Here is a 21,474-nt window from a genome sequence, read left to right as displayed (position 1 = left end):
TTTGACGGCACACGGAGGTTTTGCCGAAACGGGGGATGTAAGCTTGGGGATGTTATGGTTACAAGCTGAGCCCGGCATGGCGTCCGCCGGAGACGAGGTCCTGCGCCGCCTGGAAACGGCCGGTTATCAGGCCTTTTATGTCGGCGGCTGCGTCCGTGACGAATTGATGGGACGCCCCGTTCACGATATGGATATCGCTACATCCGCCGAGCCCGCACAGGTGATGGAGCTGTTCGAAAGAACAGTGCCAACCGGACTGGCTCATGGAACGGTTACGGTTCTGCTGGCGGAATGGTCTTTTGAAGTGACGACTTTCCGCAAGGAAACGGGGTATAAGGATCACCGCAGACCGGAGGAAGTCGAATTTGTTGACGCGGTTGACGAAGATCTGAAGAGACGCGACTTCACGATGAACGCGATTGCCCGGAGTCTGGACGGGCAGCTGTTTGACCCGTATGGAGGGCGCGGAGATATCGAGCGCGGCTGGATACGCTGCGTCGGGAAGCCGGAAGAGCGGTTCGAAGAGGACGCGCTGCGCATGCTGCGCGCGGTCCGCTTCGCTTCGGTCTTCGGCTTCAAGCCGCTGACAAGCCTCTGGCGCGGGCTTTTGCAGTGCCGCGATGGCATGGCTTACATCGCGGTGGAGCGGATCCGCGCGGAGCTGGAGCGGATCGTGCTGGGGCCGCGGCCTGTGCGCGGCCTGGAGCTGCTGCGGCGCAGCGGCCTGCTGCTGCCGGCCAAAGCGCCGCTGCCGCCTGCGGCCAGCCGTCCCGGTGCGGACGGGCTGGACGGGCTGGCGGAGCTGGCAGGGCTGACCGCCCTGCCGGCGGATGAGCCGGCGCTGCGCTGGTCCTGGCTGCTGCAGGTTTTGCGGGTTGCGGCGGAAGAAGCCGAGCCGCTGCTGCGCAGCTGGACCTTTCCGGGCGTATTAACCCGGCAGGTCACGGCGCTTCTTTATATCGAAGAAGCGGTGGGCGAGCTGCTCGAGGCCGGGACCGAGCCGGCCGGGGACGCTAAGGTGCCTGCCGGCCGGGGTCTGGACGGCGGCGTGCTCGAGCAATGGCGCCGGTACTGGGTGTACCTGCAGCTTACCTTCGGGAAGGACGCTGCTGCCTTATGGCTCCGGCGTGAAGCAGGTCGGCTGTCCGCCGGGCCAGAGGCGGAGAGCGAAGGCGCGGAAAAAACAAAACGAGCCGTCTTTCTGGCCGAAGCCGCCAAGTGGCACCAGACTGTGCCTGTACATAAAGTGACTGATCTGGCGTTGACCGCCGGCGAGGTGATGAGCGGCAGCGGCCGGCGCGGCGGACCGTGGCTGGGCGAACTGATGAAGGAACTGCTGGAACAAGTGGCCGCAGGAGACCTGGAGAACGATAAGGCGGTATTGCTTCAAGCAGTGAAGGAGCGTTTGAACGATGGACAAGAATCAAATTGAATTACAGCAGCCCGAGCAGCGGCTCCTGCGTATGTTCAAGGAGCGGGCGGGGGAATATATATCCGGCGAGGAAATCAGCCGCCAGCTCGGGATCAGCCGGACAGCTGTCTGGAAGCAGATCAATAAACTCCGTGAGACGGGATATGAATTTGAAGCGGTCTCCCGCAAGGGGTACCGCTTGACCGGCGAGCCTTCCAGACTCGCTGCCGCCGATCTGATGCTGGCTGCCCGCACTTCCGTAATGGGACGGAATTTGAAGCTGCTGGACGTGACCGGATCGACTCAGGACGAAGCCAGGCTGCTTGCGGAACAAGGGGCGCCCGAAGGAACGCTTGTTATTGCCGAGGAACAAACGAAAGGGAAAGGACGGATGGGGCGCAGCTGGTATTCCCCGCCAGGGAACGGACTTTGGATGAGCTTGCTGCTTCGGCCCAATCTGCCGCTTGGATCAGCGCCCCAGCTCACCCTCCTTATGGCGGTAGCTGTATGCCGGGCCATCCGGAGTGTTGCCGGGGTTGATGCGGGGATCAAATGGCCGAATGATATTCTGATCAGCGGACGGAAGACAAGCGGCATTCTGCTCGAATCGACGGGGGAAGACGAACGGATCCGCTATTGTATAGCCGGGATAGGCATTGACGTAAATATGGCGGCCGGAGAGCTCCCGGAAGATCTGCGTGCCATTATGACGTCTCTGAGGATTGAATCGGGACAAAAGATTAATCGCTCGGAGCTTGCCGGAACGATCTTGAACGAAACGGAACAGCTGTACGGAATCTACATGACCGAAGGCTTCGGTCCGATCGCTGCTTTATGGGAAGCCTTGTCCATCAGCTTGGATAAGCCGGTAACGGTGCAGACGCCTGCCGGAGAGGTGAAGGGAACGGCGGTTTCACTGGATTCCTCCGGTGCGCTGATCGTCAGGCTGGCAGATGGACAAACGACAAAAATTATTTCCGGCGATGTAACGGTAGATCCATTAAATTGAGGGATGAAAAAGTTGACGTCATTTGTTATACTGTCCCTAAGAGGCGGTATCGGCTTGGCCGAACAGCACTCTTGGGGCAGTATTTTTATTTCCGCTGGCTGCAGCGGGATGTATGAATGAATATAACCGTCATATTTGGTATTGCCGGTTACGCCTGGATTCTGCTCTGAGCCGAAAGGACCGAGACAGAAGGGACGATCGCCAAGTGACTCTTCTTTGGACTTTCGGGCCTTTTTAGTGAACAACTAAAGGCTTTTTTTTTCGTGTTTGAAAATCAAACACGACGGTTACTCGGCGGGTACGTCAACTAGGAGAGGAGTTAAAAAGTATGGCAGCCAAACAAGCTTTAAACATCTTAAAATTGAAACGCATGAAACAAAGCGGCGAGTCGATCGCCATGGTTACGGCTTATGATTATCCTTCGGCCAGACTGGCTGAAGAAGCCGGCGTAGACATGATTCTTGTGGGGGATTCGCTGGGCAATGTGGTGCTTGGCTATGATTCGACCATTCCGGTTACGCTTGACGATATGGTTTATCATTCCCGTTCGGTCGCCAGAGGTGCGGAGCGGACATTTATCGTCGCGGATATGCCTTTTATGACTTACCATGGCAGCCTGGACGAAACCTTGCGCGGTGTCAGAAGGTTGATGCAGGAAGGTCATGTTCATGCCGTGAAAATGGAGGGCGGAGCAGAAATCGCGGATACGGTTGCCGCAGTCGTTCGGGCTGGTGTGCCTGTGCTTGGACATATTGGCCTTACGCCGCAGTCCGTCAATCAGCTTGGCGGTTACCGGATTCAGGGCAAAGATGCCAAGGATGCCCGGCGTCTGCTCGAAGATGCCAAAGCGCTGCAGGAAGCGGGAGCTTTTGGCATCGTATTGGAGCTGGTCACAGAAGAGGTGGCCGCGGAAATTACTAAATTGTTAGAAATTCCTACGATTGGAATCGGAGCTGGACGGGGCTGCAGCGGCCAGGTGCTTGTATTCCATGACTTGGTTAAATATACGGACGATTACCGCGAGAAGCGGTTTGTCAAAACTTTTGCGGATGTGGGCGGCCTGGTTAAAACCGGAATCGCGGATTATGTAAAAGAAGTGAAAGGCGGATTATTCCCGGCTGAGCAGCACGTATTCGGTGCCGAAGAAGGGGTAGTCGACTCTTTATATGGCAACAAGGATAAAACGGAGAAAGCCGGTAATGCCGCAGAGACGGATAGAAAGGTTGGCATGACGTTATGATGATTATTAAAGAACCTAAAGAACTGCAGCAGGAGTTGAAACGCCGGCGTTTTGAAGCCGCCAAGCAGGGACGGGAGCTGACCGTCGGGCTGGTGCCGACGATGGGTTATTTGCATGAAGGTCATGCCAGCCTGATCCGCAAAGCGCGTGCCAATGACGTGGTCGTGCTGAGCATTTTCGTGAATCCGATTCAGTTCGGTCCTAATGAAGATCTGGATCGTTATCCGCGGGACGCAGCCCGGGATTTGGCGCTTGCCGAGAAAGAATGCGTGGATATTGTGTTTATGCCGGAAGTACAGCACATGTATCCGCAGCCAACCAAAACCAAAATTCAGGTGGAAGGGTTGACCTCCAGCCTGTGCGGCGCTTCGCGCCCGGGGCATTTCGACGGGGTAACTACGGTCGTGGCTAAGCTTTTCCATATTACAAAACCTGATTTCGCTTATTTCGGCATGAAGGATGCCCAGCAGGTAGCGGTGCTCAGCCAGATGGTTGCGGATTTGAATATGGATGTGCAGCTGGTGCCTTGTCCGATTGTACGCGAAAGCGACGGGATGGCGCTCAGCTCCCGGAACGTTTATTTGAACGAGGAGCAGCGCAGTCAGGCGCTTGTGCTGTCGGCCTCCCTGAAGGAAGCCTACGAGCTTGTGCAGGAGCAGAAGTCAACCACTGCTGCAGAATTGAAGAAGCTGCTTACAGAGCGGATTGAAGCCAAACCGCTGGCGGAAATCGATTATGTGGAGGTGCTGACGTTCCCAGAGCTGGAGCCGATCTCCGAGCAAACCCGTTTGTCTGATTATGAAGGGGACATCATCGCAGCACTCGCCGTTAAATTCGGCAGCACTCGATTAATTGACAATATGTTATTTCAGAAAAAGGACGTGGCTCTTCATGTATAGAACGATGATGAAATCCAAAATTCACCGCGCAACCGTAACGGAAGCCAATTTGAATTATGTGGGCAGCATTACCATCGACGAGGATTTGATGGAAGCGGCGGATTTGCTGGAAAATGAAAAAGTTCAAATCGTCAACAACAACAATGGAGCGCGTCTCGAAACTTATGTGATCCCCGGTCCGCGAGGCAGCGGCGTTATCTGCCTCAACGGCGCGGCAGCCCGTCTGGTGCAGCCTGGCGACACGGTCATCATTATTTCCTACGCGCAGCTGGATTCGGCTGAACTGAAGTACCATAAGCCGACCGTTGTTTTTGTGGACGAGAACAATCGTCCTGCCGAATCGGCTGACCACGAGCTGCATGCCACGATTCGTTAATCGGCTAAGCAGGCTGGTTATGTAATAACTGGGCGCTCGAATGAAAAAGCCGTCTTGAACAAAAAATGAAGGTAAACCTGAATCAATACGGTCAAACGTCAAGCTGGCTTTGATTCGGTTTCGCACTGATTTCATTTTGTTCAGGATGAGGTGAGATAATGTTTGAACATATCTTTGCGGAAATGAACAGCGCGCTGGACGATATCGCCCGGCGTTATCCTGAGGCGGAAGGCGAACAGAAAGAAGCGCTGGGCATGAAATGGAAACTGTTGAAGCAAATGAGTGACGGCATTATCGAGGAATGGATGTCTTTTGAAGAGAAGATGGGGGAGATTCGCCGGAAATGTGGGGATTTTGAAGCCCAGGATCAACTGAAGATTGTCGAGCTGGGCGGAGGCCCCTTTCTTAAAGGGCAAGGTTATTTTACCCTCAAAATGTACAAACAGGCTTCCGAGCATTTTGAGCAGGCTTCCAGCCTTTATCCGGATAATCCCCTGCCCTTGTTGTTCTTGGCCGTGTGCCGCGTGCATCTGAATGACAGGGAAAATGCGGCTGGTTATTTAAATTATATTTTTACGCACGGCAAAGACAAGAAATTAAAAGCGATCTGCTGTAACGCCTTGGGATGTTTGGCTGCCATGGATAATCGGGTCGAGAAGGCGCGGGGGTTTTTCCTTACCGCCTATAAGCTGGATCCCAGTCTGCCCGAACCTTTGGCGAATCTCGAGGCTTGTATGGAGAATCGCGGGACTTACCAATTTGAAAGCCAGCTCCATGCTTATTTGTAAAGCAGGGGATAACGATGCGCCTCGGACGCATCGTTTTTTTTGCCCTTTTTGACTGTTAGGGCTTGTCAGGCAAGTGCAGGATTTCTCAAAGCCGGCTTCGTTCAATTTTCAAACGGGATTTTTTTTGATATGCTAGGTGATAGACCCGAAAGAAAGGGATTTTACAACCAATGAAGTATGCTGTACTCGATTTTGAAACAACGGGTAATCAGTCCACCGATGAAATTATACAGGTTGGACTTGCCATCATAGATCATGATTCCACCATCTCGCAGGTCTATTCTTCTTATGTCAAACCGGGAGTGCCGATCCCGCCATTTATAACCGGCTTAACAGGCATCACGGAAGAGGATGTGGCGGACGCTCCTTCAATCGACGAAGTGATGATGGACATGGTTCCGCTGCTTGATGACGTTGTCCTGGTCGGGCATAATGTTGCATTTGATTTTAATTTCTTGCAGCAGGCCTTGGACAGCTGTGGATATCTTCCCTTTACGGGGCGGATTCTCGACACGATGGATTTCTTGAAAATTTGTTTTCCCTCCTTAAATTCCTACCAGCTGGGTCTGGTCAGCACGGAATTTGGACTCAGTCATGACCGGCCGCACCAGGCGGACAGCGATGCTGAGGCTACGGCTTTGATTTTTCTCAAATGTCTGGATGAGCTTGCCGAGCTGCCGCTGATTACGATTCAGCGTCTTGCAGACCTGTTTGCCGCAGAAGACAGTGATTTGGGCTGGTTTTTTGACGCCCTGTTAACGGAAAGGGAAAGCCAGGCTGACCAGACGGATGATGCAGGATTTGTGTATTACCGCCAGTTTGCTATGCGCAATGAGGACTGGATGGATATTTTGCCGGCAAGGTATGACGCCGAGGAGAATCCGCTGGCCAAGGTGAGCTTTGAGCAGTTTCTGGATCAGGTTCGGGAGAATTTGAAGGAGAAGCTGCCGTTCTATGAAGAACGCGAAGCCCAGAAGATTATGCTTGGACAGGTGGAGCAGGCATTTGCCGAAGATAAACATCTGCTTGTAGAAGCGGGGACTGGCACCGGGAAATCCTTGGGGTATTTGCTTCCGGCGATTTATTCCTCGGTCAAAACCGGGGAAAAGGTCATGGTCAGCACCCATACCATTAACCTGCAGGAGCAGCTGAGGGAACGGGATATTCCCCTGCTGACTGAAGCGGTTCCTTTTCCTTTTCGCGCAGCAGTGTTTAAAGGAAGACAACATTATTTGTGTCTGCGCAAGTTTGAGCACAAGCTAAGCAGGCGTGATTTCGCAAGCCCGAAAGAAGACAGCATCACGGCGGCTCAGATGATCGTCTGGTTAAGCCAGACTGAAACCGGTGATGATGAGGAGCTGAATCTGGGAAGGGGCGGCGATTTCTGGGAAACCGTTGCCAGCGAATCGGACTCCTGTCTTGGACGTTCATGTCCCTGGTTCCGCAAATGCTTCTACCACCGGGCCAAACACGAAGCCAGCGTTGCGGATGTCGTCATTACCAATCATTCAAAGCTGTTCACCGACATTCAGGCCGGGCATCAGCTGCTGCCTGCTTATGAACGGCTGGTGATCGACGAGGCGCATCATCTGGAGGACGTTGCCGGCAAACATTTGGGACTGCATATGAAATATTTCTCCATCATTCATACGTTGACCCGGCTGTTTAAGGACAGCCGAACCGGCCAGCTCCCCAATCTGCGGCTGCAGCTTGGCGCTTCCGGTGCCGAGAAAGCTTCCGGCTGGATGGAGACCATCGACTCCATTTATCCGGCACTCCTGGAGGTGAAGGAGAACTGGGATAAGCTTAGCGAGCTGCTGTTCGGATTAATGACCGAACGCAGCGATGCGGCGCCTGGAGAACCGGGACAATTTGTGAAACGTCTGCTTCCCGCCAAACGTCCGGAGCAGTGGGAGACTTTGAACCTGCTGGAGAACCAGATTCACGTTACCATCAGCGAAGTGCTGAGGAAGGGTGAACGGATGGTGGCTGAGTTGAAAGAGGAGCAGGATGATTACGGCATTGACGGCCTGCTGACCGATATTAGCGGCTTGTTCAAGGATCTGGGCAGCGAACGGGATTCGCTGCGTTTCTTCATGAAGCTGGATAACGAGGAGACGGTGTACTGGCTTGAAGGCAATGGGCATTACCGCAGCAAATCTTTGCAGATGTATGCCGTTCCCATTGACGTAAGCGAACAGCTGAAAGCCTATTTCTTTGACAAGAAAAAAAGCGTAGTCATGACCTCTGCGACTTTGACGGTTGATAAGTCCTTCCAATATATGATTGATCAGCTCGGACTGCAGGAGGCAAGTGAAGAGGACCGTCTGCTGACGGCCATTCTTCCTTCGCCGTTCAATTACAGAGATCAGGCGCTGCTCGTTATCCCGCGTGATTTTCCAAGCGTGAAAGGCAGTGTCGGCGACGCGTATTTCGTGAACACACTTGTCGATTCCCTGGCGGAATCGGCTGTGGCGACAAACGGCAGGATGCTGGTGCTGTTCACGTCGTACCGAATGCTGAAGCAGGTTTATGAGCCGCTTAAAGAGCAGCTTTCTGCCCACAATATAACGGTAATTGGGCAGGGGATGGACAGCGGCAGCCGAACCAAGCTGACCCGGCGTTTCCAAAGCAAAGACGCCTCGGTACTGCTGGGCACAAGCAGTTTTTGGGAAGGCGTAGATATCCCGGGGGATGCGCTGACCAGTTTGGCCATTGTCAGACTGCCCTTCCAGCCGCCAAACCATCCGCTGGTAGAAGCCAAAAGCGAACGGCTGCAGCAGCAGAAAAAAAATCCATTCACAAAGCTGTCCGTTCCTCAGGCGGTTATCCGTTTCAAACAAGGCTTTGGCCGGCTGGTGCGCTCTTCTAGAGATAAAGGCATCGTCATCGTATACGATACTCGTATTCTGGACTCATATTACGGGAAATATTTTCTGTATTCGCTGCCGGGACCTAAAATGGAGCACATGCCGCTAAGCCAGATGGTTCCCCGGATCACGGAGTGGCTGGAACCTACGGAAAATGGCGCCGATCCAGGCGCAGCAAAGGGTGAATAACATGAAATCGGAAAAAATATCGGATGCCGTCGTCCGGCGTATGCCGGTTTATCTGCGGTACTTAAACGAGCTGCACAACCGGGATGTCATGACGGTATCCTCTCAGGAGCTGGGGCAGAATCTGGATTTAAATCCGGCCCAAATCCGCAAGGACCTGGCATATTTCGGTGATTTCGGCCGTAAGGGCATCGGCTATGACGTCGCTTACCTGATCGAGAAGATTCGTCAGATTCTGAATCTGGATCAGGAAATCAGCGTAGCTCTCGTAGGTGCCGGTAATCTCGGTCAAGCGCTTTCCAATTACAATATGTATTTAAAAGACAATATGAAGATTGTAGCGGTCTTTGATATCGCAGAAGCCAAAATCGGTACCCAGATCAATTATTTGTCCGTTCAGCCAATCGCGGAGTTGCCCGAAACCGTTAAGAAGCTGGGAATCCGCATCGGCATTATCACTGTGCCTCATTGGGAGGCCCAGCGGGTCGCGGATCAGCTTGTGGAGGCAGGCATTCAGGCCATTCTGAATTTCGCGCCGGTCATCCTGAAGGTTCCGCCCGGTGTCCGGGTCCATGCTGCGGACTTTACTACCGACCTGTTAAGTTTGGCTTATTATTTGGACCAAGGAAAGGAACATTCAAATGAGTCGTAAATGGTTGATCAAAAACGGGACCTTCGCGGTGATGAACCCCGAGAAGCCTGTAATTAACGGATACATGCTGGTTGAGGACAACCGGATTCAATATATCGGCGAAAGTTTGCCTGAAGGAACTGAGGATACAGACAGCTTTGACGGCTCCGGGTTGCTGTTCCTGCCGGGGCTGGTCAATACGCATGGCCATGCCGCCATGTCGCTGCTTCGCGGTTACGGGGATGATCTGGCGCTTCAGGTCTGGCTGCAGGAGAAAATGTGGCCGATGGAAGCCAAATTCACCGGCGAAGATGTGTATAAGGGTACCGCTCTGTCCGTGCTCGAAATGCTGAAGGGCGGCACCACCACTTTCCTTGACATGTACGATCATATGGACCAGGTCGGCAAGGTCGCTGAGCAAAGCGGCATTCGGGCAGTGCTGACCCGCGGGGTAATCGGTCTTTGTCCGCCCGAAGTGCAGACAGCCAAACTCCAGGACGCAGTCAGCTTCGCCAAGCAGTGGCATGGTGCGGCAGAGGGCCGAATTACGGCGATGATGTCGCCCCACGCTCCTTACACGTGTCCGCCGGATTATATTGAAAAAATCGTTCAGGCTGCCCATGATCTGGATCTGCCGCTTCATACGCATATGTCTGAGACACGGGCTGAAGTGGAGCAGAATGTCCGGGATTACGGCACGCGTCCAGTAGAGCATTTGCTTAAGCTGGGCCTGTTCTCCCGCCCGTCTCTCGTAGCTCATGCCGTACATCTGACCGATGAGGAGATCGCTATTCTGGCGGAACACCGCGTCGGCGTTTCCCACAATCCGGGAAGCAACCTGAAGCTGGCCAGCGGCATAGCCCGCGTGGTGGATTTGCTCAAGGCGGGAGTTACCGTTTCCTTGGGGACGGATGGGCCGGCTAGCAACAACAATCTCGACATGCTGGAGGAAATCCGACTCGCTGCCTTGATCCATAAAGGTGTTTCCGGTGATCCAACGGCGGTTCCGGCTCTGGAAGCCTTGAAGATGGGAACGGAATACGGCGCCAAATCGCTGTTCCTGCAGGACGTCGGCCGGCTGGAGGCCGGGATGAAAGCCGATTTCATCGCTTTAAATACCGAGCAGGCTCATTTCCTGCCGAAAACGGATTTCATCTCGCACACGGTCTACGCTGCTGGAGCCAAAGATGTAGAGCATGTTTGGGTTGACGGGCGGCAGGTGGTCAAGCATGGAGAATGCCTTACGCTGGACGAGGAGCGTATTCGCTTTGAAGCCCAGCAGGCATTTGAAGGTCTCCTTGCCCGCTAATGGAATTGTTTGAAGGGATGCGGAGCAGGGAGAGGAGTGAAGAACAGATTTGAGAACAAAAACGAAATGGATCTGGATTTCAATTTTGGTTTTGGCGGCGATTCTGTTTGGGCTGTATCGTTATTATGTTTATGTGATGCAGGACACATGGACGCAGGAGGATGCGGCAATCCTGAGAGCCAAGCAGGAGGCCGGTCTCGTCAAGACCATCGGAGTCACCAAATCGGTTTGGGATGATGTATGCTGGGTAGTCGAAGGCAACAATGCTTCAGGAGAACATATTATGGTCTGGCTGCAGGATGGGCAGCCCCCGCATACGGAACAGGTGACGGGCGCTTCAACCAAAAAAGCGATGCAGGCCAAAATCAAAGCGCTGATGCCGAACGCCGACGTTAAACGTCTGGTCCCGGGGATCTATAATGGTCAATATGTGTGGCAGCTGTATTACAAAGAACAAGATCATTATTACTACCGGTTCTTCAGTTTCAGCAATGGTGAAGCTTTGACTGAGGAGTTTACGCTGCCTAACCGTTAGATTAACGCTTTTTATTTTTATAACACTTTATAAATGGGATTGCCGGCAAACTCTTTTTAAGGCCTTCGGGCCGCAAGGGTTTGCCGTTTTTTTATACTGAGCTTGAATTAACGCGATAAAGCGAAAAAAAGCTAAGGTTAAGCGCTTACTTATGGGATTCTGGTTCTTGTCATATTTCATTACATTAAAATATAATCCTCTCAAGTTAACAGAATTTAGGTTATATAACCTGACGTTAAGTTAACAAATTATTTGGCGGAGGATGATTTGATGAAGAGGGGAACGACAAAAATCCAGAAGATGCTGCTCACGACAGGTTTAACGGTGTTATTATTGCTGCCCCAATTGTTTGTGTCACCTGTTTCTGCAGCCACGGACTCAACGGCTGTTACTTCCACAATTGGAGTAGTTAAGAAGCTGCCCAAAGTAGAGGTGATCGCGACAGGAGGAACGTTGGCCGGCAAATCAACGGATGAAACAAGCTTCGATACATACCGGGCCGGTTCGCTGCCGATTGAAGACTTGGTGAAATCCCTGCCGAATAAAGACCAAATCGCTGAGGTGAGTACCTATCAATTCGGGAATTCCGGCTCTAGCGCTTATTCCATGGAGCAGCTGTACGATTTGTCCCTGAAGGTCGACGAGGCGCTTAAAACCCAGGATGGTGTCGTAGTGACCAGCGGAACGGATACGATGGAAGAAATTGCTTATTTCCTGGACCTGACCGTACGCAGTCCCAAACCGGTAGTTGTAACCGGATCAATGAGACCGTGGACGGTTATCGGCACGGACGCCCCTGCAAATCTCTATAATGCGATCAAGCTGGCCGCCAGCGGCAAAACCAAATATTTCGGGACTGTGGTCATGCTGAATGATGAATTCCATGCTGCACGAGAGGTCACCAAAACAAATTCCTATCGGACTGATACTTTTGTAACTCCGGAAATCGGGGCGCTTGGTTATATTGATGAAAAAAATATCCGCGTATACCGGGCTCCCTTCCGAGCGCTTAAACCCGCAAGCGAGTGGGAGACACCGTTTGATCTGACCCAAATTTCGAAAAAGGACCTGGCCAAAGTTGAAATTGCTTACTCTTATCAGGATGCGGGGCCTGGGGCCATCAGCGGCTTTGTGGCTGCCGGGGCCAAAGGTATTGTAACTGCGGGCACTGGAGCCGGAGGCATCTCCAAAGCCATGAGCGAAGAACGTGCCGAGGCGATCAAAAAGGGCGTCATCTTTGTTATGACGACCCGTACCGGATCGGGCAGCAATTATTCAAACGGGGACGGCGTGATTGCCGGTGATAATTTGAACGCAGCTCATGCCCGGATTTTGCTGCTGCTCTGCCTGTCTTATTCGAAGGATTTCGAGACGGTCAAAAATTGGTTTACGACTATCGGATATGGCCAAATCGAGCTTCCGGCCAAATAAGAAGTTGAAAGGATCATGCGAGAGGCCTTGGTCTTCCCTTCCCAGGGGACCAAGGCCGTTTCTTTTAACTTTTCATGATAAAATTGGAAGCCTTATCTTTTTATACATAAACATCCTTGAAATTTTCTTAAAATTCAAAATTTAATCATAAAATGATATAGATTATGTGATATACTAGAGCCTGTATTCGAGATATACAAAAATAATACGCATCTTTTGATTGCGTATTTGATGGATGATAGGAGTATAAACTTATACTGTGCAGAGGGGGATTTAATTGAAACTGCGTATTTTTCCGATTGTTGCTACTGTAGTCGTTTCGGCCCTCTTGCTGTTTGGCGGCTGGTATGGTTACCGCCAGATAGCCCTTCAGAGTCCGTTTGAGAAGATGGTTACCCAATATAACGGCGTGAACAACGTCCAATTGAATATTAACCATAATACGGTTACTTTGAAACTTGATTTGAAACCGCAGACCGATTTAAGAGATTTGGTCCAGCATATCAAAGATAAAGGCGGATCCCTGATCAGGGGCAAAGAGCTGAAGCTGGAAGTTCAGGATCATTCCAACGAAGCTTTGAACAAGTGGTGGTCGGAGGCGTTATTCCCGATCGCGGAGGCTATGGAGAACAAGAAATATACTGAAATTACAAGCACTTTAGACAAACTGAAAAACGAGGTGCCCGGACTGAAGGCAACAGCCGAAATGGACGACACCAATGTTTATATATCGCTGACCGATGGCAAAGCCAGCAAATTTATTATTTTGCCGCGTAAAGCTGAGCAGGTGGGGGTGTGGAACAATGCCTAGATGGAGTAAAGAAATATTAATCGGTTTTGTTCCGGTGCTGCTCATTTTTCTTGGATATATCGGGGTTAATATTGTGCCCGTAATCGTCGCCGTGATCATGCTGGGGGCCTTGTACGCCTTGACGGTGATGAGAGGGGGGCTGGCTGTAGGAGCTTCTCAGGAGCGAAAGCGCAAAAAGGCCGGGCCGGCCAAGCTGACCTTTGAAGAGATCGGCGGACAAGACAGCGCGAAGCAGGAGCTGCGCGAGGCGCTTGATTTTATGATTCATTATGATGAAATTCAGAAATTCGGCATTCGTCCGATCAAAGGGATCCTGCTGACGGGTCCTCCGGGAACCGGCAAAACGCTGATGGCAAAAGCGGCTGCTCACTATACCAACTCCGTGTTTGTAGCTTCCTCAGGCAGTGAGTTCGTGGAAATGTATGTCGGGGTCGGTGCAAGCCGGATCCGCGATTTATTTAAGGAGGCCCGGAACCGGGCAACCAAAGAAAATAAACAAAATGCAATTATCTTTATTGACGAAATAGACGTAATCGGCGGGAAACGGGAAGGCGGACAGCAGCGGGAATACGACCAGACGCTGAACCAGCTGCTAACGGAAATGGATGGCATTTATACGTCGGAATCTCCGCGTATTCTAATTATTGCCGCCACAAACCGTAAAGAAATGCTCGACAGCGCGCTGCTTCGCCCGGGCCGCTTCGATCGCCATATTCAGGTAGATCTGCCTGACAAGAAGGGCCGGATGATGATTCTGGACATCCACGCCAAAAATAAACCGCTGCATGAGTCTGTAAGCCTAGAAAGAGTTGCGGAGGAATCCTACGGATTCTCCGGTGCCCAGCTGGAAAGCGTAATGAACGAAGCTGCCATCTATGCGATGCGCGCAAGCGAAGCGGAAATCCGCCAGCACCATCTGTCCATGGCGATCGACAAGGTGATGCTCGGGGAGAAGACGGACCGGGAATCAACCCTGGAAGAGAAACGCCGGGTGGCCATCCATGAGCTGGGACATGCCATTCTGGCTGAGATTGTTGCCCCGGGTAGCGTTAATCAGGTAGTTTTGAGCCCGCGCGGGCAAGCGCTTGGTTATGTCCGGCATAATCCGCAGGAAGAGAAATATTTGTACACCAAAAGTTATCTGGAAGGGCAGATCATGGTGGCCCTTGCCGGAGCGGCAGCCGAAGAAATCTATTACGGGGGCCGCAGCACGGGCTCGCGGAACGACTTTGAGCAGGCCTTGAATCTGGTTCAAACGATGATGACTTCCGGACTTACGTCTTTAGGCATCATGAATATGGAAATGGTCACCACGGAAGTGCTGATGAAAGAAAACCAAACGATTCTGGATGCCCTTGCTGCTCGGACCAAGCAGCTGCTTGAAGAGCATTCGGCTATTTTCGACAGATCGCTGGACATTTTGTTTAAGGAAGAACGGATGTCCGGAGAGGAATTCAGATGTCTATTTCGTGACAACGCACTTCAACCGGCATAATTTTATATGCCGGTTATTTTTTTTTACTTTTTGACCGTGCTAAGATATTATTATATGTTGGGTGTAGAAAGATGTATTCTTCGACATCAGGGGTATAATATGTAGAAGGATAAGACGAAAGGATGGAGTAAGAGGACCATGAATTTTAAGAAAATAGGAGTCATCGGCGGCGGCACGATGGGCCAAGGCATAAGCGAAATGCTTGCCGGCAAAGGACTGGACGTTCTTCTTGTTGAGGAGAATGAAGCAAAGCTGAATTATGCATACGATATGATTGAAACCAGCCTGGATAAACAACTCGAGAAATGGGCGATCACGAAAGCAGAGAAGAAGCTCATTTTGTCGAAAATTCATAAAGTGACCCACCTGGCCGACCTCGGACAAGCGGATATGGTCATTGAAACCATTTCGGAAGATCTGGAAGCGAAAAAGAAGGTATTCCAGAAGCTTGACCAGGTATGTCCAAGCCACATTATCCTTGCAAGCAATACTTCAACCTTGAGTCTGACAGAAATTGCGGGTTCCACCAAATACCCGGAACGTGTTATCGGTTTGCACTTTATCTATCCTGTATCCAAAATTGATCTGGTGGAAATTATCCGCGGCCTCAAAACGTCTGACCAAACCTTTGAGGAAACCAAAGCTTTTGTTGAAGAAGTGGTGGACAAACGCGGCATTATGGTCAATGAATCTCCAGGTTTCGTAACCTCGCGGATCGTCTGCCTGATGATCAACGAAGCTTTGCATGTGCTCGGAGAAGGCGTGGCCTCGGCGGAGGATATTGACGATGCCATGCGCGTAGGTTACCAGTTCCAATATGGACCGCTGGAAATGGCTGACCGTTTCGGCCTTGATTCCGTACTTGCTGCGCTTGAGCGGATGTTCCGCGATTTCGGCGAACTGAAATACCGTCCTTCCTTTGTATTGAAGAAAATGGTTCGCGCAGGCAATTTGGGCGTTAAGACCGGCGAAGGATTTTTTAAATACGACAAGGATGGTGACCGGCTGTGAAGGTACTCGTAATTAACGCGGGAAGCTCTTCCCTGAAATATCAGCTTTATGACATGAACGACGAATCGGTATTGGCCAAAGGGCTGGTGGAGAGAATCGGCATGGATTCCTCCATCTTGACCCATAAACCTACGGGTAAAGAGGAAGTAACGGAAGTCAGCGAAATTCTGGAGCATACTACGGCGATCCGTAAAGTTCTGGACAAGCTGGTTGATAAAGAACATGGCGTACTGAATTCGGTTGACGAGATCCAGGCTGTCGGCCATCGCGTCGTACACGGCGGCGAGGCGTTTAAAAGTTCCGCTCTGGTTACCCCTGAAGCCAAAGCGGAAATCCGCCGTTTGTTCGACCTTGCTCCGCTCCATAATCCGCCGGCGATTTCCGGGATTACGGCTGCCGAGAAGAACATGCCTGGCGTACCGCAGGTAGTCGTGTTTGATACGGCTTTCCATCAGACGATGGAAGAGAAAGTATTTTTGTACCCGATTCCTAAAGTGCTCTACAAGAAACACCATGTTCGCCGTTACGGGATGCACGGCACATCGCATTACTATGTAAGCCGCGTAGCAGCCGAATATTTGAACCGTCCGCTTGAGGATTTGAAGATCATCACCTGCCACATCGGCAACGGCGGCAGCTTGACAGCGATCAAGGACGGGAAATCGTACGATACTTCCATGGGGCTGACTCCGCTTGAAGGCCTGATGATGGGTACGCGCAGCGGTGATCTGGATCCGGCTGTCGTTACCTTTGTTATGAACAAAGAAGAGCTGACGATCAGCGAAGTCAACTCCATGCTGAATAAGCACAGCGGACTGCTTGCGATTTCCGGCAGCAGCAGCGACATGCGCGATATTACGGATGGTCTGGAAGCGGGCGAACCGAACGCCACCCTTGCCTTTGAAATGTACGAATACCGTCTTCGCAAATATATCGGCTCTTATGCGGCTGCATTGAACGGTGTTGACGTGATCGTCTTTACCGCAGGCGTAGGCGAGAACTCTGCTGTCGTGCGTGAGAAGGTTTGTGAGAACCTGACTTACCTGGGCGTTGAAATTGATCCGGAGCTGAACAAAATCCGTTCCGGCGAACCACGCCGCATTTCTTCCGCGAATTCGAAGGTGGAAGTGCTGGTCGTTCCAACCAATGAAGAACTGGTCATTGCACGGGATACGCTGCGTATCGTAGAAGAATCGAAATAAGCCTACATTACACTAATTATTTGTTACGTTAGAGGAGAGAGTAGAATGGCGATCAAAACCGTAATCCGACAGGTGAAAGACCATGTCGGGGAGACCGTCGTTATCGGCAGCTGGATTAACAACAAACGTTCCAGCGGCAAAATTCAATTTTTGCAGCTGCGTGACGGCACAGGTTATATTCAGGGCGTAGTCGTGAAGAATGAAGTCTCTGAAGAAACCTGGAACCTCGCCAAAAGCCTGACTCAGGAGAGTTCGGTTTATGTAACTGGCGTTATCCGCGAGGAAGCAAGAAGCAAATCCGGTTTTGAAATGACGGTGACCGGTCTTGAACTGATTCAATTGACGGATAACTATCCGATTACCCCGAAAGAACACGGCGTTGATTTCCTGATGGACCACCGCCATTTATGGCTGCGTTCCACCAAACAGCGCGCTATTATGGTCATCCGGGCAGAAATTATCCGTGCGGTGCAGGAGTTTTTTGATACAAACGGCTTCACCTTGGTGGATCCGCCGATCTTGACGCCAACTTCGGCAGAAGGAACAACCAACCTTTTCCATACCAAATATTTTGAAGAAGATGCGTATTTGACGCAAAGCGGACAGCTCTACATGGAAGCTGCGGCGATGGCTTTGGGCAAGGTTTATTCCTTTGGTCCAACCTTCCGTGCCGAGAAATCCAAGACGCGCCGTCATCTGATCGAGTTCTGGATGATTGAGCCGGAGATGGCATTTACGGACCATGAAGAAAGCCTGCGCGTGCAAGAGAACTTCATTTCTCATGTAGTTCAATCTGTCTTGAAGAACTGTCGTTCCGAGCTGGAAACGCTCGAACGCGATATTTCCAAACTGGAGAACATTCAGGCTCCATTCCCGCGGATTACTTATGATGCGGCTATCGAATTCTTGAATAAAGAAGGATTTGATATTCCTTGGGGCGAAGATTTTGGTGCGCCACATGAAACGGCGATTGCTGAAGCTTATGATAAACCGGTGTTTATTACCCATTATCCGGCCAGCATTAAAGCTTTCTATATGAAGCCGGATCCTACACGTCCGGAGGTTGTCCTGTGTGCGGATATGATCGCCCCTGAAGGTTACGGCGAAATTATCGGCGGCTCCCAGCGGATTGATGATCCTGAGCTGATGGAAGAACGTTTCAAGGAACATGAGCTTTCTCCGGAATCCTACCAATGGTATCTCGATCTCCGGAAATACGGAACCGTTCCTCATTCCGGCTTCGGTCTGGGACTGGAAAGAACCGTGGCCTGGATTTGTGGTCTGGATCATGTCAGAGAAACTATTCCGTTCCCTCGCACACTGTACCGTCTATATCCATAACAGGCTAGAGGTGAGCTAGATGGCCATGAATGAAGGCTGGAAGGTGTGGGCTAACGGCATCGCTTACGGCATGGAAAATGGAACCGTAAATGTGCCCGCCGCATTGCTTGCCTATTATCGCCGTTTAAAGCTCAGCGATATGGAGGCTATGCTGCTGATCCACCTGCTTCATTTCCGGCAAAGCCGCGGAAGCGAATTTCCGCCGCTTGCGGAAATTGAACAGGTGATGAGCACCTCACCGGGAGCGGTGGCTTCCGCTGTCCGCAAGCTGATCAAGGACGGCTGGCTGACGATTGACCAGGTGACGGATGAACAGACCGGTGTACAGTCCGAACATTATCATTTGAACGGGATGTACAAGAAACTCAGTTTATGTCTGGCGGAGCATTTTGCCGCGGAACGCAAAGAGCTGCGGCTGAGTCGGGAACAGCTGGAAGAGGAAACGGCCGAAATGGATTCGGCCGAGCGGAACCTGTTCATCACTTTTGAACAAGAATTTGCCCGTCCTTTGTCCCCGATGGAATGCGAAACCATTTCAGGCTGGATTGATCAGGACGGTTATCCGGAGGAGCTGATCCGTTTGGCTTTGAAGGAAGCGGTTTTTGCCGGCAAAATCCATTTTCGGTATATCGACCGGATTCTGCTGGAATGGAGCCGGAACCGGGTACGAAATGCCGAAGAAGCAAGAGCTTACACGCAGCGGTTTAGAGGCACAGGAAACGCAAATAAAGGATAATCGATAATAAGAGGTTGTTTTGAAAGGTCATTTAGTGATCTTTTGAGACAACCTCTTTTTTAGTCTGATTGATTATTATTCGCGAAAAGGTTGATAAAGAGGGTAATAAAGGATGACTCTATAAAATTAGAGTTGACTTAGGGATCTTAACTATAATATATTTAATTACGAAAAGTAACTAACAATGGTTTTGCTATTCCTGTTCAAGAAACTAACCAAGGAGGAAATTAAAGAAGATGAGCAAAATTTTAGAAGCTTTGAAAACAAGACGTTCCTATTACGGTATCAGCAATGAATCTACGATCAGCGATGATCAAATTGTAGACATTGTTCAAGAGGCTGTTAAACATACGCCTACTTCTTTTAATTCCCAAACTTCTCGCGCAGTAGTATTGCTTGGCGAGCATCATCATAAGCTGTGGGATATTACCAAAGAAGAGCTGCGGAAGATTACGAAAAGCGAAGAGGCGTTTGCAGCAACCTCCGAAAAAATGGCTTCGTTCTACAACGGTTATGGCACCGTATTGTTCTTTGAAGATGAGCAAGTGATCAAAGGACTGCAGGAGCAGTTTGCGGCTTATGCCGATAACTTCCCTATTTGGGCTAACCAATCCAACGGCATGCTCCAGCTGGTTGTTTGGTCGGCTTTGGAAGAAGCGGGCCTGGGCGCATCTCTGCAGCACTACAATCCGTTGATCGACGAAGAAGTGAAGTCCACTTGGAACATTCCTTCCCATTGGAAGCTGATTGCTCAAATGCCTTTCGGCAAACCAACCATGCAGCCAAGCGAGAAACAATACCAGCCGGTTGAAGACCGCGTTAAAGTGTTTAATAAATAATCAATATAGCTTTATAGCGATATTCAGGAAGAAGACCCAAATCCGTTTGGGTCTTCTTTTTTTGTCATGGAATTGATAGAGTTCACAATCACAATAGTAGAAGTAAACCGGTTTAATAATTAAACATTTATAAAATTTCTTTTTATGGTAGATATTACACATAATTTTACACTTTATTGATTGTTGAAGTCGATTTTTACATAAAAAGACGGTGCCTCAAAAATGAATCTTACAAAACCGGTTTAATATAGAGTTCGTACTAGTACAGTTGAAAGGAAGAAATGCAGTGGCAACGATTGAGGATGTGGCCAAGGCGGCCGGAGTTTCAAAAGGGACGGTTTCGAATGTATTCAGCAAGAAACGTCCGATAAGCAAGGAAGTAACGGAGCATGTGATGAAGGTGGCAAAGGAGCTGAATTACAGGCCAAATTATTGGGCCCGGAGTCTTGTCAACAAGAAGACCCGGATTATCGGCCTGAATATGCGCGGAGAAAAGCTTAAAATGAGCCACTTTCAGTATTCGCTGCTAAATGGGGTCCTGCCCGTATGTTACGAACGTGGTTACCGGCTGCTGCTTAACACGCTGTCTCCTAATTATTTGAATCAAGTCGAGCATTTGGCCTCAGACCCGGTAGATGGAGAAATTATTTTGGATGCCGTCATTGGAGACAGCCGGATTGAGGATTGTCTGCAGCGTAATGTCCCGATCGTCGTGATCGGGCGTCCATCAGGCGAAGATGAGACCCGCGTGTCATACGTCAACAACGATAACATTAGTACGGCGGCTAAAGTCACCCAGTATTTGATTTCCCTCGGACATGAACAGATTTTGTTTATCAATGGACCCGAGAACCGGACGGTAACCGTGGACAGAACGGCTGGTTACATGCAGGCCTTTGCCCAGCAGGGCCAGAGTCCATCTGAAGGGATGATTGTCCACCAGAACAACATGCAAACGATGACTTCATTAACCTACAGCTATGAAACAGCGCTCGTGCGCCTTAAGGAGAATCCGGAAATTACGGCGGTATTAACGGATACCGAATCGATGGCTCTCGGGGTATACAAGGCGGCAGCTGAACTGAACCTACGTATTCCCGAACAGCTTTCGGTGCTCTGCTTCGGCTATGGCGGGACATTTGCACAGGAATTTAATCCCCCGTTAACCGGGGTCGATCTTCATGCGGACAAGCTTGGGACGGAAGCCATCCTGCTTCTTCTGGAGCAGCTGGAGCAGTCGGATGCCGGGAACAAGCTGGCCAAAAGGACGATTATTCCTTCAGATCTTGTGGTTCGAGGTTCCTGCGCACGCCAAACCGAGAGGTTAACCAAAAAAATGACTAAATGATGGCCT

The 21,474-nt window shown here is 50.8% G+C and carries 19 protein-coding genes; all 19 read left to right on the top strand.

The window, feature by feature from the left end; translation table 11 throughout:
• Positions 1 to 49 precede the first annotated feature (49 nt).
• The 19 genes from AWM70_RS09670 to AWM70_RS09580 all read left to right on the top strand — a co-directional run bounded on the left by AWM70_RS09670 (position 50) and on the right by AWM70_RS09580 (position 21,468).
• Positions 50 to 1,432, top strand: a complete 1,383-nt coding sequence (locus AWM70_RS09670) for a CCA tRNA nucleotidyltransferase (RefSeq protein ID WP_068695882.1) — start codon at positions 50 to 52, stop codon at positions 1,430 to 1,432.
• Complete coding sequence (locus AWM70_RS09665) at positions 1,413 to 2,420, top strand: biotin--[acetyl-CoA-carboxylase] ligase (protein ID WP_068695880.1); 1,008 nt, start codon at positions 1,413 to 1,415, stop codon at positions 2,418 to 2,420. The genes AWM70_RS09670 and AWM70_RS09665 overlap by 20 nt, the downstream gene beginning before the upstream one ends.
• A gap of 328 nt (positions 2,421 to 2,748) precedes the next feature.
• Positions 2,749 to 3,660, top strand: a complete 912-nt coding sequence (gene panB, locus AWM70_RS09660; protein WP_068695879.1) for a 3-methyl-2-oxobutanoate hydroxymethyltransferase — start codon at positions 2,749 to 2,751, stop codon at positions 3,658 to 3,660.
• Positions 3,657 to 4,559: a pantoate--beta-alanine ligase gene (gene panC, locus AWM70_RS09655; protein WP_068695877.1), complete on the top strand. Its 903-nt coding sequence runs from the start codon at positions 3,657 to 3,659 to the stop codon at positions 4,557 to 4,559. The genes panB and panC overlap by 4 nt, the downstream gene beginning before the upstream one ends.
• Entirely contained in the window at positions 4,552 to 4,935 is a 384-nt protein-coding gene (panD, locus tag AWM70_RS09650; RefSeq protein ID WP_068695874.1) for an aspartate 1-decarboxylase, read from the top strand. The genes panC and panD overlap by 8 nt, the downstream gene beginning before the upstream one ends.
• A 158-nt stretch (positions 4,936 to 5,093) precedes the next feature.
• On the top strand, positions 5,094 to 5,723 hold the full coding sequence (locus AWM70_RS09645) for a tetratricopeptide repeat protein (protein ID WP_068695871.1): 630 nt from the start codon (positions 5,094 to 5,096) through the stop codon (positions 5,721 to 5,723).
• A 170-nt stretch (positions 5,724 to 5,893) separates the two neighbouring features.
• A complete protein-coding gene (gene dinG / locus AWM70_RS09640; protein WP_068695869.1) occupies positions 5,894 to 8,782 on the top strand; it encodes an ATP-dependent DNA helicase DinG in 2,889 nt (962 codons plus the stop codon).
• Position 8,783: 1 nt separating this feature from the next.
• Complete coding sequence (locus AWM70_RS09635) at positions 8,784 to 9,431, top strand: redox-sensing transcriptional repressor Rex (RefSeq protein ID WP_068695867.1); 648 nt, start codon at positions 8,784 to 8,786, stop codon at positions 9,429 to 9,431.
• Positions 9,421 to 10,719 carry an amidohydrolase gene (locus tag AWM70_RS09630; RefSeq protein ID WP_068695865.1) on the top strand — a complete coding sequence of 433 codons (1,299 nt, stop codon included), beginning with the start codon at positions 9,421 to 9,423 and terminating at the stop codon, positions 10,717 to 10,719. Before AWM70_RS09635 ends, AWM70_RS09630 begins: the two co-directional genes overlap by 11 nt.
• A 49-nt stretch (positions 10,720 to 10,768) precedes the next feature.
• The gene (locus AWM70_RS09625) at positions 10,769 to 11,254 is read left to right on the top strand and encodes a cell wall elongation regulator TseB-like domain-containing protein (RefSeq protein WP_068695863.1); all 486 of its coding nucleotides are present in this window, start codon (positions 10,769 to 10,771) and stop codon (positions 11,252 to 11,254) included.
• 270 nt (positions 11,255 to 11,524) lie between these two features.
• Positions 11,525 to 12,685: an asparaginase gene (locus AWM70_RS09620; RefSeq protein WP_068695861.1), complete on the top strand. Its 1,161-nt coding sequence runs from the start codon at positions 11,525 to 11,527 to the stop codon at positions 12,683 to 12,685.
• A 277-nt stretch (positions 12,686 to 12,962) separates the two neighbouring features.
• Complete coding sequence (locus tag AWM70_RS09615) at positions 12,963 to 13,496, top strand: hypothetical protein (RefSeq protein WP_068695859.1); 534 nt, start codon at positions 12,963 to 12,965, stop codon at positions 13,494 to 13,496.
• Positions 13,489 to 14,991 (top strand): AAA family ATPase, encoded by a 1,503-nt coding sequence (locus AWM70_RS09610; protein WP_068695857.1) that lies wholly within the window; start codon positions 13,489 to 13,491, stop codon positions 14,989 to 14,991. The genes AWM70_RS09615 and AWM70_RS09610 overlap by 8 nt, the downstream gene beginning before the upstream one ends.
• A 138-nt stretch (positions 14,992 to 15,129) precedes the next feature.
• Positions 15,130 to 16,002, top strand: coding sequence for a 3-hydroxyacyl-CoA dehydrogenase family protein (locus AWM70_RS09605; protein WP_068695855.1), 873 nt, complete (start codon positions 15,130 to 15,132; stop codon positions 16,000 to 16,002).
• Complete coding sequence (locus AWM70_RS09600) at positions 15,999 to 17,204, top strand: acetate/propionate family kinase (RefSeq protein WP_068695853.1); 1,206 nt, start codon at positions 15,999 to 16,001, stop codon at positions 17,202 to 17,204. The genes AWM70_RS09605 and AWM70_RS09600 overlap by 4 nt, the downstream gene beginning before the upstream one ends.
• A gap of 45 nt (positions 17,205 to 17,249) precedes the next feature.
• Positions 17,250 to 18,545 (top strand): asparagine--tRNA ligase, encoded by a 1,296-nt coding sequence (gene asnS / locus AWM70_RS09595; protein WP_068695851.1) that lies wholly within the window; start codon positions 17,250 to 17,252, stop codon positions 18,543 to 18,545.
• 19 nt (positions 18,546 to 18,564) lie between these two features.
• Complete coding sequence (locus AWM70_RS09590; protein WP_068695849.1) at positions 18,565 to 19,281, top strand: DnaD domain protein; 717 nt, start codon at positions 18,565 to 18,567, stop codon at positions 19,279 to 19,281.
• A gap of 236 nt (positions 19,282 to 19,517) precedes the next feature.
• Positions 19,518 to 20,120, top strand: a complete 603-nt coding sequence (locus tag AWM70_RS09585) for a nitroreductase family protein (protein ID WP_068695847.1) — start codon at positions 19,518 to 19,520, stop codon at positions 20,118 to 20,120.
• Between the two features lie 286 nt (positions 20,121 to 20,406).
• Positions 20,407 to 21,468, top strand: a complete 1,062-nt coding sequence (locus tag AWM70_RS09580; protein ID WP_068695845.1) for a LacI family DNA-binding transcriptional regulator — start codon at positions 20,407 to 20,409, stop codon at positions 21,466 to 21,468.
• Positions 21,469 to 21,474: the final 6 nt, after the last annotated feature.

The organism is Paenibacillus yonginensis (assembly GCF_001685395.1).
In the GTDB taxonomy this organism is placed as follows: domain Bacteria; phylum Bacillota; class Bacilli; order Paenibacillales; family Paenibacillaceae; genus Fontibacillus; species Fontibacillus yonginensis.
The sequence above is the reverse complement of the archived record's forward strand: the minus strand, read 5'-3'. Positions and strand labels throughout refer to the sequence as shown.